The organism is Mycobacterium sp. 1274761.0, assembly GCF_001668615.1.
Taxonomy (GTDB): domain Bacteria; phylum Actinomycetota; class Actinomycetes; order Mycobacteriales; family Mycobacteriaceae; genus Mycobacterium.
Genome location: NZ_LZMC01000084.1, coordinates 45315 through 62065, shown reverse-complemented (window position 1 = coordinate 62065; position 16751 = coordinate 45315). Strand labels below are relative to the sequence as shown.

20 protein-coding genes and 1 tRNA gene are annotated in these 16751 nt (G+C 66.6%); 14 read left to right on the top strand and 7 right to left on the bottom strand.

Annotated elements, in window-relative coordinates; genetic code table 11:
- Nucleotides 1–46: 46 nt before the first annotated feature.
- Nucleotides 47–481 carry a cupredoxin domain-containing protein gene (locus A5651_RS26260; RefSeq protein ID WP_066983681.1) on the top strand — a complete coding sequence of 145 codons (435 nt, stop codon included), beginning with the start codon at nucleotides 47–49 and terminating at the stop codon, nucleotides 479–481.
- A 504-nt stretch (nucleotides 482–985) separates the two neighbouring features.
- Nucleotides 986–1432: a DUF1330 domain-containing protein gene (locus A5651_RS17825; protein WP_066983678.1), complete on the top strand. Its 447-nt coding sequence runs from the start codon at nucleotides 986–988 to the stop codon at nucleotides 1430–1432.
- Nucleotides 1433–1516: 84 nt separating this feature from the next.
- Here the strand turns inward: A5651_RS17825 and A5651_RS17820 are convergent, their stop codons facing one another.
- Entirely contained in the window at nucleotides 1517–1705 is a 189-nt protein-coding gene (locus A5651_RS17820) for a hypothetical protein (protein WP_066983675.1), read from the bottom strand.
- 644 nt (nucleotides 1706–2349) lie between these two features.
- Between A5651_RS17820 and A5651_RS17815 the strand changes: the two genes are divergently transcribed.
- On the top strand, nucleotides 2350–2613 hold the full coding sequence (locus A5651_RS17815) for a hypothetical protein (protein WP_156663034.1): 264 nt from the start codon (nucleotides 2350–2352) through the stop codon (nucleotides 2611–2613).
- 256 nt (nucleotides 2614–2869) lie between these two features.
- Nucleotides 2870–3514 carry a DDE-type integrase/transposase/recombinase gene (locus A5651_RS17810; RefSeq protein ID WP_066983669.1) on the top strand — a complete coding sequence of 215 codons (645 nt, stop codon included), beginning with the start codon at nucleotides 2870–2872 and terminating at the stop codon, nucleotides 3512–3514.
- A gap of 185 nt (nucleotides 3515–3699) precedes the next feature.
- Here the strand turns inward: A5651_RS17810 and A5651_RS17805 are convergent.
- Nucleotides 3700–3785, bottom strand: a tRNA-Leu gene (locus A5651_RS17805).
- 90 nt (nucleotides 3786–3875) lie between these two features.
- Between A5651_RS17805 and A5651_RS17800 the strand changes: the two genes are divergently transcribed.
- Both A5651_RS17800 and A5651_RS17795 read left to right on the top strand, forming a co-directional pair.
- Complete coding sequence (locus A5651_RS17800) at nucleotides 3876–5216, top strand: M20/M25/M40 family metallo-hydrolase (protein WP_231988730.1); 1341 nt, start codon at nucleotides 3876–3878, stop codon at nucleotides 5214–5216.
- A gap of 28 nt (nucleotides 5217–5244) precedes the next feature.
- A complete protein-coding gene (locus tag A5651_RS17795) occupies nucleotides 5245–5775 on the top strand; it encodes a YbhB/YbcL family Raf kinase inhibitor-like protein (protein ID WP_066983663.1) in 531 nt (176 codons plus the stop codon).
- A gap of 25 nt (nucleotides 5776–5800) precedes the next feature.
- Here the strand turns inward: A5651_RS17795 and A5651_RS17790 are convergent, their stop codons facing one another.
- Genes A5651_RS17790 through A5651_RS17780 form a run of 3 tightly spaced genes read right to left on the bottom strand, consistent with a single transcriptional unit; the run spans nucleotide 5801 to nucleotide 8180 of the window.
- A complete protein-coding gene (locus tag A5651_RS17790; protein ID WP_066983660.1) occupies nucleotides 5801–6862 on the bottom strand; it encodes a quinone-dependent dihydroorotate dehydrogenase in 1062 nt (353 codons plus the stop codon).
- Nucleotides 6863–6894: 32 nt separating this feature from the next.
- On the bottom strand, nucleotides 6895–7152 hold the full coding sequence (locus A5651_RS17785) for a DUF5703 family protein (protein ID WP_066983657.1): 258 nt from the start codon (nucleotides 7150–7152) through the stop codon (nucleotides 6895–6897).
- Nucleotides 7149–8180 (bottom strand): YncE family protein, encoded by a 1032-nt coding sequence (locus A5651_RS17780; protein ID WP_369803966.1) that lies wholly within the window; start codon nucleotides 8178–8180, stop codon nucleotides 7149–7151. Before A5651_RS17780 ends, A5651_RS17785 begins: the two co-directional genes overlap by 4 nt.
- Before the next feature lie 81 nt (nucleotides 8181–8261).
- Between A5651_RS17780 and A5651_RS17775 the strand changes: the two genes are divergently transcribed.
- Genes A5651_RS17775 through A5651_RS17755 form a run of 5 tightly spaced genes read left to right on the top strand, consistent with a single transcriptional unit; the run spans nucleotide 8262 to nucleotide 11627 of the window.
- The gene (locus tag A5651_RS17775; RefSeq protein ID WP_066983840.1) at nucleotides 8262–8573 is read left to right on the top strand and encodes a hypothetical protein; all 312 of its coding nucleotides are present in this window, start codon (nucleotides 8262–8264) and stop codon (nucleotides 8571–8573) included.
- 44 nt (nucleotides 8574–8617) lie between these two features.
- Nucleotides 8618–9448 carry an undecaprenyl-diphosphate phosphatase gene (locus A5651_RS17770; protein ID WP_066983837.1) on the top strand — a complete coding sequence of 277 codons (831 nt, stop codon included), beginning with the start codon at nucleotides 8618–8620 and terminating at the stop codon, nucleotides 9446–9448.
- A gap of 60 nt (nucleotides 9449–9508) precedes the next feature.
- Complete coding sequence (locus tag A5651_RS17765; protein WP_066983651.1) at nucleotides 9509–10216, top strand: histidine phosphatase family protein; 708 nt, start codon at nucleotides 9509–9511, stop codon at nucleotides 10214–10216.
- A 21-nt stretch (nucleotides 10217–10237) separates the two neighbouring features.
- Nucleotides 10238–10819 (top strand): DUF3090 domain-containing protein, encoded by a 582-nt coding sequence (locus A5651_RS17760; RefSeq protein ID WP_066983649.1) that lies wholly within the window; start codon nucleotides 10238–10240, stop codon nucleotides 10817–10819.
- Entirely contained in the window at nucleotides 10803–11627 is an 825-nt protein-coding gene (locus A5651_RS17755) for an SCO1664 family protein (protein ID WP_066983646.1), read from the top strand. Before A5651_RS17760 ends, A5651_RS17755 begins: the two co-directional genes overlap by 17 nt.
- 2 nt (nucleotides 11628–11629) lie before the next feature.
- Here the strand turns inward: A5651_RS17755 and A5651_RS17750 are convergent, their stop codons facing one another.
- The gene (locus A5651_RS17750; protein ID WP_197496660.1) at nucleotides 11630–12697 is read right to left on the bottom strand and encodes a DUF4185 domain-containing protein; all 1068 of its coding nucleotides are present in this window, start codon (nucleotides 12695–12697) and stop codon (nucleotides 11630–11632) included.
- A gap of 28 nt (nucleotides 12698–12725) precedes the next feature.
- On the opposite strand from A5651_RS17750, the gene A5651_RS17745 reads away from it, so the two are divergent.
- Genes A5651_RS17745 through A5651_RS17735 form a run of 3 tightly spaced genes read left to right on the top strand, consistent with a single transcriptional unit; the run spans nucleotide 12726 to nucleotide 15685 of the window.
- Nucleotides 12726–13538 (top strand): 3'(2'),5'-bisphosphate nucleotidase CysQ, encoded by an 813-nt coding sequence (locus A5651_RS17745; RefSeq protein WP_066983831.1) that lies wholly within the window; start codon nucleotides 12726–12728, stop codon nucleotides 13536–13538.
- Between the two features lie 10 nt (nucleotides 13539–13548).
- Nucleotides 13549–14787, top strand: a complete 1239-nt coding sequence (gene mshC, locus A5651_RS17740; RefSeq protein ID WP_066983643.1) for a cysteine--1-D-myo-inosityl 2-amino-2-deoxy-alpha-D-glucopyranoside ligase — start codon at nucleotides 13549–13551, stop codon at nucleotides 14785–14787.
- A 22-nt stretch (nucleotides 14788–14809) separates the two neighbouring features.
- Nucleotides 14810–15685 carry an SDR family oxidoreductase gene (locus A5651_RS17735; protein WP_066983640.1) on the top strand — a complete coding sequence of 292 codons (876 nt, stop codon included), beginning with the start codon at nucleotides 14810–14812 and terminating at the stop codon, nucleotides 15683–15685.
- Nucleotides 15686–15690: 5 nt separating this feature from the next.
- Here A5651_RS17735 and A5651_RS17730 read toward each other — a convergent pair whose 3' ends face one another.
- Entirely contained in the window at nucleotides 15691–16581 is an 891-nt protein-coding gene (locus A5651_RS17730) for a PAC2 family protein (RefSeq protein WP_066983637.1), read from the bottom strand.
- Between the last annotated feature and the right edge of the window lie 170 nt (nucleotides 16582–16751).

The window sequence follows — 16751 nt, the reverse complement described above, 5'->3', positions numbered from 1 at the left end:
TTAACGTATTTGGCACCGCTGGCTCACCGAAAAGGCGAGGAACAATATGAAACGCATCGGGGCCCTGATCGGGTCGTTTCTGCTCTCCGCTGCCACGTTGACGGCCTGCGGCGGAACTAACGGAACTAAAGAGTCAGCCCCCTCTCCCAGTCCCGCAAGCCCCACCAGCGAGTACTCGATCTCACAAGCGCCGTCCCCGTCGGTGCCAAATCCCCCCGCGGCTCAAGACGCAGCCAGTCAGATCGTCATTTCTAACATGGCGTTCGCCGTGCCCTCGTCTGTCAAACCGGGCCAGCAGCTGACCATCGTCAATAAAGACGACCCGAACCACACCGTCACTGCCGACGAGGACAACCTGTTCGACATCCGGGTATCCGGGGGCGGCGGCACTCAGACTTTCACCGCTCCGCCGACGCCTGGAACCTACCCGTTTCACTGCAAGTACCACGCCGACATGCACGGATTGCTGAGTGTCCAATGAGCGCCGAGGCGCAAGGCCTGTGTGGACGTAGGTGTCTGTTGACTGTCCGAGCGGGAACTTGCCCGCCTACGACTCTGGTTGTGATCTTGCAACTAAGGCGCTGAAGGGGAGCGGCCGAGTTCGCCTGCATCGACGACGCTTTTTCGGTCGTGGCGCGGTGGGCACCAACCGCACGCGGACCGTGCCCGCGTGCAAAGCGCACCGCCAAGACGATCGCCAACGGATCGATGGCTGCGAACAGGCAACAATCCTCGGCGTGATCGAGCTGGCGATCACCACGTCGATGGGACGATACGCGCACTTCATTGCGTGATGCGAGTCCCAATCCGCTACCACGCACAGCGCTGAAAAGTTGGACCGAGCCGCCGTCGACGAGCTGTGGCGGACCCTGCAGCGGACAATCTGGCTAACACATGACGAAAAAAGCCGATGGATGAGCAAAATGTGTTCTAGGTTTGTCAAAAGCGCGTCGAGGTCCGGGGGGACGGAAAAGGAGCCTTAGAGGTGCAAGCCAGCAACACAGCGAATCACGCACCCGCAGCCGCCTACGTGATCGTCGAGACGGACATCCACGACCCAGAGCAGTACAAGCATTATAAGGCGGCGGCGGCGGCCGCGATTGTCGCCTGCGGGGGCCGATTCGTCGTCCGCGGAGGCGAATTCGCCGTTCTCGAGGGCGACTGGACTCCTGCGCGGCTGGTAGTCCTCGAATTCCCCGATCTCGAGATGGCAAAGCGCTGGTACGCCTCGCCGCAGTACCAGGCGGCATCGCGGTTGCGCGACGGTGCCGCGACTCTCCGCATGGTCGCGGTGCAGGGGGTAGATCAACAAGAAACCGCGCCATACCAGCAAAGAGAGTTTTCACATCGCATGTCACGCCGGTTTGCGGGCATCCGCCGCGGATCTGCGGCGGCGTGGGGTCTACGGTTGGTGCGAAGCATTACCGCCTGATTTGTCAGTTGCGATTAGTTATTCGCGCATAGCCGCAGTTCTCACAGGTACAGGCGTCCAGGTACTTCGATAAAGCCAACCACCCTAAGTTTTGAAGTTGAGGTCAATTTTGGCCCGCAAGACCCTCGTAAATTCCTCTACGCAGTCCTCCATCAGCGAATGAAATGATTCGGGGTCGCCGTAAACACTCGGGTGGAAGGTCATCGAGCCGACCCAATGAGCGTGCACGTTCCCCTCTTCGTCTCGCGTCACGTCCACGTTGGTTTCACTCATAATGGGCCCCTTTTCGTTCTGTAGGTCCCGGAAGTAGCCCAGGGGTTCGAGAGTCTAAACATCCGTCCGCCTCAAGAAGTTGTGTCTCGGACTATTCAAAGTTCCGGAGCATTCTGTCGCCGGGGTCGAGACTGATGATGGCCATTTCGGCCGCAGCGGATCTCCCGCAATGGGACGAGTGCCACAGTGGTCAACCGCGCGGGCGGTGTATTGGCGGGCATCCTCGACGACGCGATCGCGTTCCCCGCGCCTGGCGAGGGTTACCTAAAGCGTTCCCAGCTTTTACACCCTTAACTTCCTTGGCGCACGAACCGGCGGGGCGGGGCGCCCGAGGCGACCAAGACGCCGACAGCCCACGCAATGGCAGTGTTCTTCGGAAATCGCACCGCCCACGACCGCACCAAGTCCCTAAACGCGGACAACCACCGATGGCCCCCTCATCCGCGACAGCTTGGTGGACTATCGCTAGGAGCGTGTTTCAGCGGATGCCTAGCAATCCGGATAGCGCTCCGAACAACCTCGCTGGCGGCCCTCCGGAGCTTGGGTTGTGGCGACCAGGGGCGACTCCAGCGCTGGCTGTAGCCGTGGTGGTCGCCGCCACATTGTGGCCGTTCGTCATCGTTGTCTCCGGCACCGTTTGTGCGGTGGCGGCAGTACGAGATCCGAAGGGCCTAGCCGTGGTGGTCGGCGCCACAGTATTGCCGTTCGTCATCGTTGTCTCCGGCACCGTTTGTACGGTGGCGGCAGTACGAGATCCGAGGGGCCTGGCTTTGGTGGTCGGCGCCACAATGTTGCCGTTCACCACCGTTGACGCCGACGCCGTCGGTGCAGGGGCGCCGATTGTCGCCGGCGCTGTCGGAGCGGTAGTGCCGGACGCCTTACATCCTCCCGGGCGTGTAAGTGCCTGACATCCGGGGACCCATGGCACGGGCGGACTTGCACTTGCTACGGGCATTTCTAGCCCGATGGCAGGCAAGATAAGGCCGGCGACAACCATCGTTTTGGCGATGAGTTTCTTCGTCTTCATCGCAATCTCCTGGGTCGAACGTTGAACTGAGTTGGGAATCCCGCAAAGTTCCTTGTCCCATCCTAGTTACTACTGCAGTGTGTTGGCGCCGCAGTGCGCTGGGCGGTTGGCTTTCAGGATGAAGGGATTCGCCGGTTGTGGCTTTAGGATCGGTCCATCTCCGGGGTGCATGGGTTGGCAGGCAGGAGCAGTCTCGCCCCGTCCTCCAGCCCAACGAGTGCTGGCAATCGGACTTCACCCACTGGGCACTGGCGGACGGCACCGACGTCGAGACCCTGTCCTGGCTCGACGACCACTCCCGCTACCTGCTGGCCTGCACCGCCTACCGGCGTGTCGGTGGCGGCGACGTGGTGGCCAGCTTCACCAGGACAGTCACCACCTATGGGCTGCCTGCCTCGACATTGACCGACAACCGGTCGGTCTACACCTCGCGATTCACCCACGGCCACAACGACTTCGAACGACTGCTGGCCAGCCTAGGAAATATCCAAAAAAACGGTAGGCCCGGTCACCCACAAAACCAAGGCAAGATCGAACGTTTCCACCGAACCCTCAAACTCTGGCTCACGGGGCGCCCCCATCCCTCGACGATCGCCCAAGCCCGCGGGTCACACCACAAACCGCCTACCTGGCCCGGCCCAAAGCCCACCCCGCCGGGGCTACCGAGACACTTCCGCATCCGCCACGACACCGTCGACCAATTCGGCAAGCTCACCTTGCGCCACGGCAGCCGACTACACACCTCGGCATCGGCCGAAACCACGCCGGTACCCCAGTCCTGATCCTGGTAACCACCCACACCGTCACTGTCATCAGCAAAACCGGCCACCAACTCATCGCCAGCCACACCATCGATCCCGACCGCAACTACTGGCGCAACCAACAGAAAACCCCGGCCGATGGCCGGGGCGAGGTGTAACCGATGACGCGACTCAGGTGTAACTCATGACCTGACTCATCACAGCTGTGTCCGAGGGGGGACTTGAACCCCCACGCCCGTTAATAGGGCACTAGCACCTCAAGCTAGCGCGTCTGCCATTCCGCCACTCGGACTCGGCCCCCGAACAACTGCTGGGAGCAGCTAAGGCTATCGGATGGGCCAGCCCAGGCCCAAACCCGACGCCGCTGCGAGTGGTAGGAAAGGTGACTGTGAGCCAACCCCCCAACGCCGTCGACGAGGTCGTCGACCTGGTCCGTGCGCTGATCCGGTTCGACACGTCCAACACCGGCGATCTCGCCACCACAAAAGGCGAGGCGGAATGCGCCCGCTGGGTGGTCGAACAGCTCGAAGAGGTCGGCTACGAGACCGAATACATCGAGGCCGGTGCGCCCGGCCGGGCCAACGTCTTCGCGCGGCTCAAGGGCGCAGATTCCTCGCGAGGCGCCCTCATGTTGCACGGCCACCTCGACGTCGTGCCCGCCGAAGCCTCGGACTGGAGCGTGCACCCGTTCTCGGGCGCCCTCGAGGACGGTTACGTGTGGGGCCGCGGAGCGGTCGACATGAAGGACATGGTCGGCATGATCATCGCGGTCGCGCGCAGCTTCAAGCGATCCGGCGTCGTGCCGCCGCGCGATCTGGTGTTCGCCTTCGTTTCCGACGAGGAGGCCGGCGGTAAGTATGGCTGCAAATGGCTGGTTGACAATCGGCCCGACCTCTTCGAGGGCGTCACCGAGGCCGTCGGCGAGGTAGGCGGCTTCTCGCTGACGATCCCGCGCCGCGACGGCGGCGAGCGCACGCTCTACCTGATCGAAACGGCCGAGAAGGCCATGAAGTGGATGCGGCTGACCGCCCGCGGCCGCGCCGGCCACGGCTCGATGGTGCACGACCACAACGCGGTGACGGCGGTGGCCGAGGCGACGGCGAAGCTGGGCCGCCACCGCTTCCCAGTGGTGCTAACCGATTCGGTGCAGCAGTTCCTCGAGGCCGTCGCGGAGGAGACCGGCTACACGTTCGACGTGAACTCGCCGGATCTCGAGGGTGCCATCGCCAAGCTCGGTCCGATCGCCAAGATCGTCGGCGCGACGCTGCGTGACACCGCCAACCCGACGATGCTCAAGGCCGGTTACAAGGCCAACGTCATTCCCGCGACCGCGGAGGCCGTCGTCGACTGCCGCGTATTACCGGGCAGGATCGCGGCTTTCGAGCGCGAAGTCGACGAGATCATCGGCCCCGACATCGCCCGCGAGTGGATCACCGACCTGCCTGCCTATGAGACCAGCTTCGACGGCGAACTGCTCGAGGCGATGAACAATGCGATCCTGGCTGCCGACCCTGACGCCCGCACCGTGCCCTACATGCTGTCGGGTGGCACCGACGCCAAACACTTCGCCACGCTGGGAATCCGGTGTTTCGGCTTCGCGCCGCTGAAGCTGCCGCCGGATCTGGATTTCGCAGCGTTGTTCCACGGCGTCGACGAGCGGGTACCCGTTGACGCGTTGACGTTCGGCGCCGAAGTTCTCGAGCATTTCCTGCTGCACTGCTGATCACACGATTCGAAAGGACAGGCATCACATGGCTTTTCCGTACAACCCCTACGATCACCTGCCCAAGCTTCCGACGTTCACGCTGACCTCCGAGTCGTTCAAGGACGGCGAGGCATGGTCGAACGACCAGGTCAGCGGCATCATGGGGGCCGGCGGCGAGGACATCTCCCCGCAGCTGAGCTGGTCGGGATTCCCTGAGGAGACGAAGAGCTTCGCCGTCACCGTCTATGACCCCGACGCTCCGACGGCCTCGGGCTTCTGGCACTGGGCGGTGGCCAACCTGCCCGCCACGGTCAACGAGCTGCCCGCAGGGGCCGGCGACGGCAGCGAATTGCCCGGCGGCGCTTTGACTTTGGCCAACGACGCCGGCCAGAAGCGGTTCATCGGCGCTGCGCCGCCGCCGGGACACGGCGCCCACCGCTACTTCGTCGTCGTCCACGCCGTCGGCGCCGAGAAGCTGGATCTGCCCGACGACGCCACCCCGGCGTTTCTGGGCTTCAACCTGTTCCAGCAGGCGATCGCGCGCGCGATCATCCACGGCACCTACGAGCAGAAGTAAACCCCGTAAGACCCCGTAAGAGCACTCAGCGCGTGGCGGAGCCGACGGCGTCGGCCAGCGACGAGAACCCGCCCTCATGCAGTCGCTGGGCGATGCCGTCGTGAATGTGCTTGGCCCACAGGCCGCCGCCGTAGATGAAGCCGGTGTAGCCCTGCAGCAGCGAAGCCCCCGACGTGATGCGCTCCCACGCGTCGTCGGCGGTTTCGATGCCGCCGACGCTGATCAGCACCAGTCGATCGCCCGCCCGCGCGTACAGCCGGCGCAACACCTGAGCTGAGCGGCGCGCCACCGGTGGGCCGGAGATACCGCCGGGGCCCAGCTCATCCGCGCCAGGGGTGACCAGCCCGTCGCGGGACACGGTCGTGTTCGTTGCCACGATGCCGGCGAGGCCCAATTCGACTGCGAGGTCGGCGATTTCGTCGATGTCGGCGTCGGACAGGTCGGGTGCGATCTTCACCAGTACCGGAGTGGACGTTTCCTCGCGCACCGCGGCCAGTATCGGTCGTAGCGATTCGACGGCCTGCAGGTCGCGCAGGCCGGGCGTGTTCGGCGAGCTGACGTTGACCACGAGGTAGGCGGCTAGGCGACCCAGCAGCCGCGCGCTTTCGCGGTAGTCGTCGACGGCGCGTTCAGCGGGCACGTTCTTGGTCTTGCCGATGTTGACCCCGATCGGCACATCGGGGATGTGCCGCGCCAGGCGCAGAGCCAGATCGCCGGCTCCGTGGTTGTTGAACCCCATCCGGTTGAGCAGCGCCCGGTCCTGCGGCAGCCGAAACAACCTCGGCGGCGGATTACCGGGTTGGGGCTGGGCGGTCACCGTGCCGACTTCGGCATATCCGAAGCCCAACGCGCCCCAGGTGGTCAGCCCGGCGCCGTTCTTGTCGAACCCGGCGGCCAGCCCCATCGGCCCGGGGAAGCGTACCCCGAACACCTCGCTCACCAGGACGGGATCGCGCGGCGCCAGCCATCTTGTGAGGGCCCGGCGGGACGCTCGTGGGGCGGTCCCGGTGCGCAGTGCCCGGAAAACCCAGGTGTGGATGCGCTCCGGCGGCACCAAGAAGAGCGCCTGCCGCACGGCGTTGTACACACCCGGACGTGAGGAGGACAAAGATATCCCGGTCACATCGCCGACGGATCGGCGGCGTCCAAGCCGTTGACGGCGGTTTTCTTGCGGCGCAGCAGCACTCGGCGGCTGCCATCGCTGTAGAGCCGGACACGGGTCAGTTCCCAGCCGCGGTATTCCGCCTCGATGGACAGACGCGTGGACGCGCTCAGACGGGTGACGTCCGGCGGCAGCCGAAGCGGCACCCATTCGTAGTCGTCGGACAGGTCGGTATCCCAGCCCGGCGGCAGCACGCCGTGCTGCACCGGGCTCATCGGCCGCCCCCGGCATGAGCGATCACCTGCACGCCCGCACCGACGCCCGACACCACGTACAGGGTGTCTGACGCCTCGTCGAAGGCCAGGGAGTTGGGCTGCTGCACAGTTGGGTAACGCACCTTCTCGACTGGAATTCCGGTTGCCAGATCGTAACCAATAACGGTATTCGTGGTCGTCTGTGACACCCAGGCCAGCCGCGATGAGCCGGTCAGGCCGTAAGGCGCGTCGCGGACCGGATAGCGCTGCCGCAGGATCAGCGGGTCGATGCCGAATACCAGTAACCCGTCACCCCGGGTGTCCACGACGAGCACGCGTCCTGCCGGGTCGGTCGCCATAGTGGTGGCGCCTTCGCCGGCGCGCAGCGACTGCGCCGCCTTCGTGCCGCTGGCGTCGACGGTGGTCACCGATGTCTGCCCGCGGTCCAACACCACTGCCGTATTGCCTTGCGTGACAAGGGCATCGACCCGGGCGAAGATCTTCAGCTCTGCTTCGACGGCGGTGTCGGAGGTCAAGGTGTAGACGGCGCCGTCGGTGCTGCCCAGGACCAGCTTTCCGTCGGCGCGGCGGGCGATCGCGGTGAAGTCGGTGCCGTCCTGCCGGTCGACCGGCACCCGGCTGACCCGGTCCTGGCCGAGGTCCACCGCGAAGTACCCGCCCCGGGTCGATACGTACAGGTGGCCGTTGTTGTCGCCTGTCATGGCCGTCGATGCGGCGGGCAATGGGATGACCCGGCCCACACCCTTGGCGGGCAGCACGGTGACAACCGCGTGTCCGCTCTTGTCCGGGCTGAGGGCCGCCAGCGAGGCGGTCGCGGCGTCGAAGACGACCGATTGCGCACGGCCGGGCATGGGTCGTACGACACCAGCGGGCCGCCTGGTCACGGGCGGGGATACTGCCGGCTCCGCGGGCGCGATGGTGGGCGGCGCCGTGTCCGGCTCCGATGTGCAGGCCGTCACACCACACCCGACAAGTAGGAGTAGGCCACAACACGCCACCTGACCTGCATGTTTGACACGTGTTAGCAAGGGGTAGCTTTCCGGCGTGCAAATTGGACGGCAATCGAACAGCAAGTGTATGCAGGCTGCCCGACGCGGTATGGTGCGGTCATGAGCCTTGCGCCGAGCCGTGACTCAGGCGACAAGGGGTTTGCCATCGAGGACGTCTCGACAGGTCTACACGCCAGCGGCTTTGGCCAGCTGAGCGAAGGCCGCAGTTTTTCCTTCCATGTCGAACACCAGCAGCTGATCGTCGAGATCTACCGCCCGCGGCTGGCAGGCCCCGTCCCGCAGGCCGAGGACGTGGTGGCGATGGCCACCGCCAAGGCGGGCGACATCGATCTGTTTGACGAACGCAGCCTGGTGGCGGCGGTCCGCGACGCTGTGGCCAACGCGGAGCCGGTGTCGCGCACGGCGCACTGACGACACCGCACGGTACGGTCGTCGTCGTGATCGAGGTGCCGGCGATGTCGTGGCTGCAGGTCGTGGTGTTGTCGGTGCTGCAGGGGCTCACCGAGTTTCTGCCGGTGTCGTCGTCGGGGCATCTGGCCATTGCATCGCGGCTGTTCTTCGCCGACGACGCCGGCGCCTCGTTCACCGCTGTCACGCAGCTGGGCACAGAGTTGGCCGTGTTGCTGTATTTCGCGCGCGACATCGCACGCATCATCAAGGCCTGGTTCAGTGGGCTGTTCAATGCCACCGCGCGCGACGCCGACTACCGCATGGGCTGGTATGTCATCATCGGCACCATTCCCATCGGGGTGCTCGGCCTGCTTTTAAAAGATGAAATACGAACGGGCGCAAGGAATCTGTGGCTGATCGGGTCGGCGTTGATCGTCTTCTCGGTGGTGATCGCCGCCGCGGAGTATGTCGGCAGGCAGACCCGCCAGGTCGACCAACTCACGTGGCGCGACAGCGTCATCGTCGGTCTCGCGCAGTGCCTCGCCTTGGTGCCTGGGGTGTCCCGGTCCGGTGCGACAATCAGCGCGGGCCTGTTCCTCGGCCAGGACCGCGAACTGGCCGCCCGATTCGGTTTTCTGCTCGCCATTCCGGCGGTGTTCGCCTCCGGGCTGTTCTCGTTGCCCGACGCGTTTCACCCCGTGGGGGAGGGAATGAGCGCCACCGGTCCGCAGCTGCTTGTCGCGACGCTCATCGCGTTCATCGTCGGCTTCGCCGCGGTGGCGTGGTTTCTGCGCTTCCTGGTCCGCCACAGCATGTACTGGTTCGTCGGGTACCGCATCGTCCTCGGCGCGGTCGTGCTGATTCTGCTGGGCACCGGGGCGGTGGCGGCAACATGACTGATGAGCCCTCGGGCGAGGAAACGACATGACTGACGAGCCCTCGGGCGAGGAAACGACATGACCGTGATCCTGCTGCGGCACGGCCGCTCGACCTCCAACACGGCGCACACGCTGGCGGGCCGCGCCGACGGTGTCGACCTCGACGAGAAGGGCCTGGAGCAGGCCAAGGCGCTGGTCGATCGCATCGGATCGTTGCCGATCCGCGCCATCGTGCGGTCACCGCTGCTGCGCTGCGAGCGCACCGTGGCACCGCTGGCCGAAGCCCTCGGCGTCGAACCCGTCGTCGACGAACGCATCTCCGAGGTGGACTACGGCGAGTGGACCGGCCGCAAGATCGGTGACCTGGTCAAGGAGCCGCTGTGGGCGGTGGTCCAGCAACAGCCCAGCGCTGCGGTGTTCCCCGACGGCGAACGGCTGGCTCATGTCCAGGCCCGCGCCGTGGAGGCGGTCCGCGAGCACGACCGCCGGCTGGCCGAGGAACACGGCGGCGATGCTCTCTGGGTGGCTTGCACGCACGGCGACGTGATCAAGGCGGTGGTGGCCGACGCGCTCGGCACCCACCTGGACAGCTTTCAGCGCATCACCGCAGACCCGGCGTCGATGAGTGTGATCCGGTACACACCGCTGCGGCCCTTCGTCGTTCACGTCAACCACACCGGCGACCAACTGGCGGCTGGCTTGGCCGCCAAGCCGCCCGAAGCCGCCGACGGGAAGGCGGAAGACGTCCCGTCGGGCGACGCGGTGGTCGGCGGCACGACCGACTGAGCGCGGTATTTTGGAGGAGCCATGGCCCGCGCAATCCACGTCTTCCGCACACCCGACCGTTTCGTGGCCGGGACCGTCGGGCAGCCCGGCAACCGGACGTTCTACCTGCAGGCCGTGCACGACAAGCGGGTCATCTCGGTGGTGCTGGAGAAGCAGCAGGTCGCTGTGCTCGCCGAGCGGATCGCGGCGTTGCTGCTGGAGATCAACCGCCGGTTCGGCACGCCGATCCCGCCCGAAACCGAAGTGGAAGACCTCAGCCCGCTGGTCACCCCCGTCGATGCCGAGTTCCGTGTCGGCACCATGGGCCTCGGCTGGGATGCCGAGGCGCAGACGGTGGTGGTCGAGCTGCTCGCGGTGTCCGACACCGAGTTCGACGCGTCGGTCGTGCTCGACGACGCCGAGGACGGCCCCGACGCCGTGCGGGTCTTCCTGACGCCCGAATCGGCGCGGCAGTTCGCGACCCGCTCCAACCGTGTCATCTCGGCCGGACGCCCGCCTTGCCCGCTCTGCGACGAGCCCCTCGACCCCGACGGCCACATCTGTGTGCGCACCAACGGTTATCGGCGGAGTCTGCTCGAGTCCGACGATGAACCCGACGCCTGAGTCCGATCGCGAGGCGTTGCGGCGCGGCGAACTCACCGTCATCGGGCGTATTCGATCCGCAAGCAACGCCACCTTTCTCTGTGAGGCATGCCTCGACGAGCGGACCGTGCATTGCGTCTACAAGCCCGTCGCCGGTGAGGCCCCACTGTGGGACTTTCCCGACGGCACGCTGGCCGGCCGCGAGCTCGCCGCCTACCTGGTGTCGACGGCGCTGGGCTGGAACATCGTGCCCTACACCATCATTCGTGACGGGTCCGCGGGCCCGGGCATGCTGCAGCTGTGGGTGGACCAGCCCGGCGACACCGCGGATGTCAACCAATCAGAGGACGCCGGGCCCGATCTGGTGGATCTGCTTCCCGCAGGCCACATTCCGCCGGGCTTCCTGCCGGTGCTGCGCGCGTTCGACTACTCCGGTGACGAGGTCACGCTGGTGCACGCCGACGATCCGCGACTGCGCCGGATGGCAGTATTCGACGTGCTGATCAACAACGCCGACCGCAAGGGCGGACACATCCTGTCGGGTGTCGACGGTCATGTATACGGCGTCGACCATGGCGTGAGCATGCACATCGAGGACAAGCTGCGGACCGTGCTGTGGGGATGGGCGGGAAAGCCGGTCGACGACGAAACGCTGGAGACGGTCGCACGATTGCGCGACGACGTCCGAGGAACGCTCGGCGAGCAGCTGCGCGAGCACATCACCGGACGTGAGGTGGACGCATTGCGGCGTAGAGCCGTTGCACTGCTGGACAACCCGGTGATGCCGACGCCCGACCGGCATCGTCCCATCCCGTGGCCCGCCTTCTGACGTCAGAGCCGCATCGTGGCGTTGTGCCGGTACTGCATCGCGCGGTACGGCCAGTTGGATCCGTCGATGGTGTTCCAGTGGCTGACCACCAGATGCAGATTACGCAGCGTTGAGCCGGGGACGATATAGCCGCCGTAGAGCTGGCTGAGCGTGCCCGTGGTGCACCCGTCGGGCGGGCTGCGCTTCGGAGACGGCCACGCGGTGTTGCGCAACACCGTGGTGGTCGGCGCCGCGCCGAAATCATCGGTCGGCCGGTTGAGCACCTTCACCCGGATCGCGCCCGAGCTCGACTCGAAATAGCTGAACACCCAATGGTTCTCGACGCGCCGCAGGCACATCTCGCCGACCGTCGTCCCGGCCGGCAGAAGCGGCGCCGGATCACGGTTGAACCAGCCGCCGGCCCACGGCTGCCACGCTGAGCGGTCCAGCAGGTCGTCGGCGGGCACCCGGAACAGGAAAGCATTCTCGTTACGGTTGAAGGCGCTGGCGACGACGTAAACGACATCGGTTTCGGGATCCCGCTCCCAGGTGATCAACTGCTGCCGGCCGTCGCAGTGCGAGCCTAGCCGACGCGCGTGCGGCTCTGCGTCATGCCACGTTTCGCCGCAGTCGTCGCTGTAGCTGATCTCGGTCCACAGCACATTGTGCAGGCCGCGGTTGACCATCGTGAACAGATACAGCCTGCCGCCGATCGTGATGGCGTCGGCGGGCAGCGCCGTCGAGAACCCGCCGTTGCGCCACGGCGGCGCGTCGTGCACGTAATCCCAGAGCTGGCGTGCGTAATCGCCGCCGACGCAGTCGTGGAACACGACCCCGTCATTGAGGGCCCGCAGCGACGTGTCGTGTGAGCGGAGCATGACCGGGCTGCGCCATCCCGGACCGCCCGCGCGGCAGCCGTCGAAGGTGTCCCCGAAGATGAAGCCGGTGCGCCCGTCGGCGAGGGCGACCGCGATGCCGAGATCGGTGCCTCCGACCCCGAACCGCTCCGCGGAACTGCCTGGCCCGGTCAGGTCTTTCACCTTGATCGTCGGCGGCTGGACCTGCGCGGTTCTGATGGCCCGATCGGTCACCGGTTCATTATTCGGCAATACTGCACCTGTGACCCTGAGCGACGCCGCGCTGGCCGCCGAACTGGCCCGCGACGCCGGTGAGCTGCTTCTCGAGGTGCGTCGCCATGACGGGTACTGGGATCCCTACGAGCTCGGCGACGCCGGGGACAGGCGGGCGAACAAGCTGATCCTCGACCGCCTTGCGCGCGAACGCCCCGGAGACGCGGTGCTGTCGGAAGAAGCCGTCGACGATCTATCGCGGGTGCACGCCGACCGGGTGTGGATCGTCGACCCGCTCGACGGAACCTGGGAGTTCTCCACGTTGCGCAACGACTGGGCCGTACACATCGCGCTATGGCAGCGGTTCGGTCCCGGCGGCCCGAAGAGCCCGGGCCCCAGCGGGTCCGAGGGCGGAATTACAGACGCCGCGGTCGCGCTTCCCGCCTTCGGCGAGGTCTACCGCAGCGACACAGTGGTCCCGCCCGCGCCCCGCGGGGACGGCCCGATCCGCATCACGGCCAGCGCCAGCCGCCCACCGGCGGTGCTGTGGCGGCTGGCCGACCAGATGGACATCGAGCTGATCCGGATCGGCTCGGCGGGCGCCAAGGCGATGGCGGTGGTCAGCGGCGAGGTCGACGCCTATCTGCATGCAGGCGGGCAGTGGGAATGGGACTCCGCCGCTCCCGCGGGCGTGGTCCGGGCCGCCGGCATGCACGCGTCGCGGTTGGACGGTTCGCCGCTGATCTACAACCGCCGCGATCCGTATCTGCCCGATCTGTTGATGTGCCGTCAGGAGCTCGCTGATGTGCTGCTGACCGCGATCAGGTCCCTCATCAGAAGCGGTCCATGGCGAACCCCCTAAAGTCGAGGGTATGCAGTCGTGGCAGGCGCCGAGCGTCCCCGTACTGCCGGGACGCGGTCCGCAGCTGAGGCTGTATGACACCGCTGACCGGCAGGTGCGGCCGGTGGCCGCCGGCGACACGGCCACCATGTACGTCTGCGGCATCACCCCGTACGACGCCACTCATCTGGGCCACGCGGCCACCTATCTGACGTTCGACCTCGTGCACCGGCTGTGGCTGGACGCTGGCCACGAGGTCAACTACGTGCAGAACATCACCGATGTCGACGATCCGCTGTTCGAGCGTGCGCAGCGCGACGGTGTCGACTGGCGCGCGCTGGCAGACCGGGAGACCGCGCTGTTCGCCGAGGACATGACGGCGTTACGGATCCTGCCGCCGCGGTCCTACGTCGCGGCCACCGAGGCCATCACCGAGGTCGTCGAGCTTGTCGAGAAGATGCTCGCCTCGGGCGCGGCCTACGTCGTCGATGACGCGGAATACCCCGACGTCTACTTCCGCGCCGACGCCACCACACAGTTCGGCTACGAGTCGGGCTATGACCGCGACACCATGTTGCGGCTGTTCGGTGAGCGCGGCGGCGATCCCACCCGGCCAGGCAAGAGCGACGAGCTCGATGCGCTGCTGTGGCGGGCCCAACGGCCCGGTGAGCCCAGCTGGCCGTCGCCGTTCGGTCCCGGCAGGCCCGGCTGGCACGTCGAGTGCGCAGCAATCGCACTGGATCGGATCGGCACCGGACTCGACATCCAGGGCGGGGGCAGCGACCTGATCTTCCCGCATCACGAGTTCTCCGCCGCGCACGCCGAATGCGTCACGGGGGAGCGCAGATTCGCCCGTCACTATGTGCACGCGGGCATGATCGGCTGGGACGGCCACAAGATGAGCAAGAGCCGTGGAAACCTCGTGCTGGTGTCGCGGCTGCGCGCCGACGGCGTCGAGCCCGCCGCAATCCGGCTCGGGCTATTGGCCGGCCACTACCGCGCCGACCGGTCGTGGAGCAATGCGGTGTTGTCGGACGCCGTCACCAGGCTGCAGCGGTGGCGCGACGCGACCGCGCTGCCGGCGGGACCGGACGCCGCCGACGTGATCGCCCGGGTGCGCCGATACCTCGCCGACGATCTCGACACGCCGAAAGCCCTTGCCGCGCTGGACGGTTGGGCCACTGATGGGTTGCAGTACGGGGGTCACGACACGGATGCCCCGCGAACGGTGGCGACGGCAGTCGACGCCTTGCTGGGCATCAGTTTGTGAACGTCCGAGGAAGGGAGTGCAAATGAGTTCCGTGAACCAGAAGGTCGCCCTGATCACCGGCGGCGCCCGCGGAGTCGGTGCTCAGGTGGCGCGCCGTCTGCACGACAGAGGCGCGCGGTTGGTGCTGGTCGACGTCGACAAGGAGGCGCTGGATGACATCGGCGCCGAGCTCGGCGCCGACGCGGTGCTCACCGCCGTCGCCGACGTCCGTGACCTGACCGCCATGCAGGATGTCGCCGCCCGCGCCGTCGACCGGTTCGGCGGTATCGACATCGTGATGGCCAACGCCGGAATCTCGACATACGGCTCGGTGCTCAAGGTCGACCCCGAGGCCTTCCGCAAGCTGGTCGACATCAACATCGTCGGGGTGTTCAACACGGTGCGCGCGGCGCTGCCGTCGGTCATCGACCGGCGCGGCTACGTGCTGGTGGTGTCCTCGGCCGCCGCGTTCGCCGCCTCGCCGGGGCTGGCGCCCTACGACTTGTCCAAGGCCGGTGTCGAACAGTTCGCCAACGCGTTGCGGCTCGAGGTGACCCACCACGGCGTCGGCGTCGGATCCGCGCACATGCTGTGGATCGACACGCCGCTAGTGCAGGACGCCAAGGCGGACTTGCCGAGCTTCCGCAAGATGCTCGATGCGCTGCCTGGGCCGCTGGGCAAGACGACCTCGGTCGAAGCGTGCGGCAAGGCGTTCGTCAAGGGCATCGAGGCGCGCAAACGCTATATTTACTGTCCGGAATACGTGGCGGTGATGCGGTGGCTCAAGCCGCTGCTGTCGACGCGCTTCGGCGAGGCCGGCACGTTGAAGGTCGTACCGGACCTTCTGCCCCAGATGGACGCGGAGGTGGAGGCGTTGGGCCGCTCCATGAGTGCGCGCACCGAGAACGTCGCCAGGTAACGGGGTCAGCCCCGGAAGCCGGGACCGCGGCGGCGCAGATAGCGCTCGAACTCGGCGGCCAGCGCGTCGCCGTCGATCTTGCCGAGGGCCTCGGTCATGTCGACCTCGGCGTCGCCACGCTGTTCGAGCGAGGCCACGTACTCGGCGATCTCCTCGTCCTCGGCGGTCATCTCGCTGACCGCCTCCTCCCATTCCTCGGCCTGGCTGGGCAGGTCGGCCAGCGGGACCTCGATGTCGAGGACCTCCTCGACCCGGCGCAGCAATGCCACCGTCGCCTTCGGGCTGGGCGGCTGCGACACGTAGTGCGGGACCGCGGCCCAGAACGTCACCGCGGGGATGCCGGCCGCCACGCACGCGTCCTGGAACACCCCGGCGATACCGGTCGGGCCCTCGTAGCGGGTTTCCTCGAGGCCGAAGAACTTCGCCGAGTCGGGGGAGTAGGCCGCGCCCGACACCGGAACCGGTCGCGTGTGTGGCGTGTCTGCCAGCAGCGCGCCGAGGATCACGACCGTGTCGACGTTGAGTTTGTCGGCGATGGCCAACAGCTCGGCACAGAATGTGCGCCACCTCATATTCGGCTCGACGCCGTGCATCAGCACGATGTCGCGGTCAGAGCCCGGCGGACGGCAGTGCGAGATGTGCATCGACGGCCATACCAGCTCGCGGGTGACGCCGTCGATCTGCCGGATGACCGGCCGGTTCACCTGGTAGTCGTAGTAAGCCTCGTCGTCGATCTCGATCAGCGGTTCGGCCTCCCAGATGGCGTCCAGGTGCTCCAGCGCGTCACTGGCCGCATCGCCGGCGTCGTTCCAGCCCTCGAACGCCGCCACCACAATGGTGTTGGTCAATTCGGGCAGGTCGGCGGGTTTGCGGCCGGTCGCGTCCGACGGGGTCACAACGCCAGCGTAAAGCTTGCAGGGGCCCGATGATGGGCATCGACCCGCGCTCGGCCCTGCCGAGCCGATTACCCTGGCTAGGTGACATGCGCCAACGACCATCCGTACGACCGGGCCCCGACGAAATACGTTCGCCCGCAATCTGGTTAGCCAAGGGGGCGACGACCTTG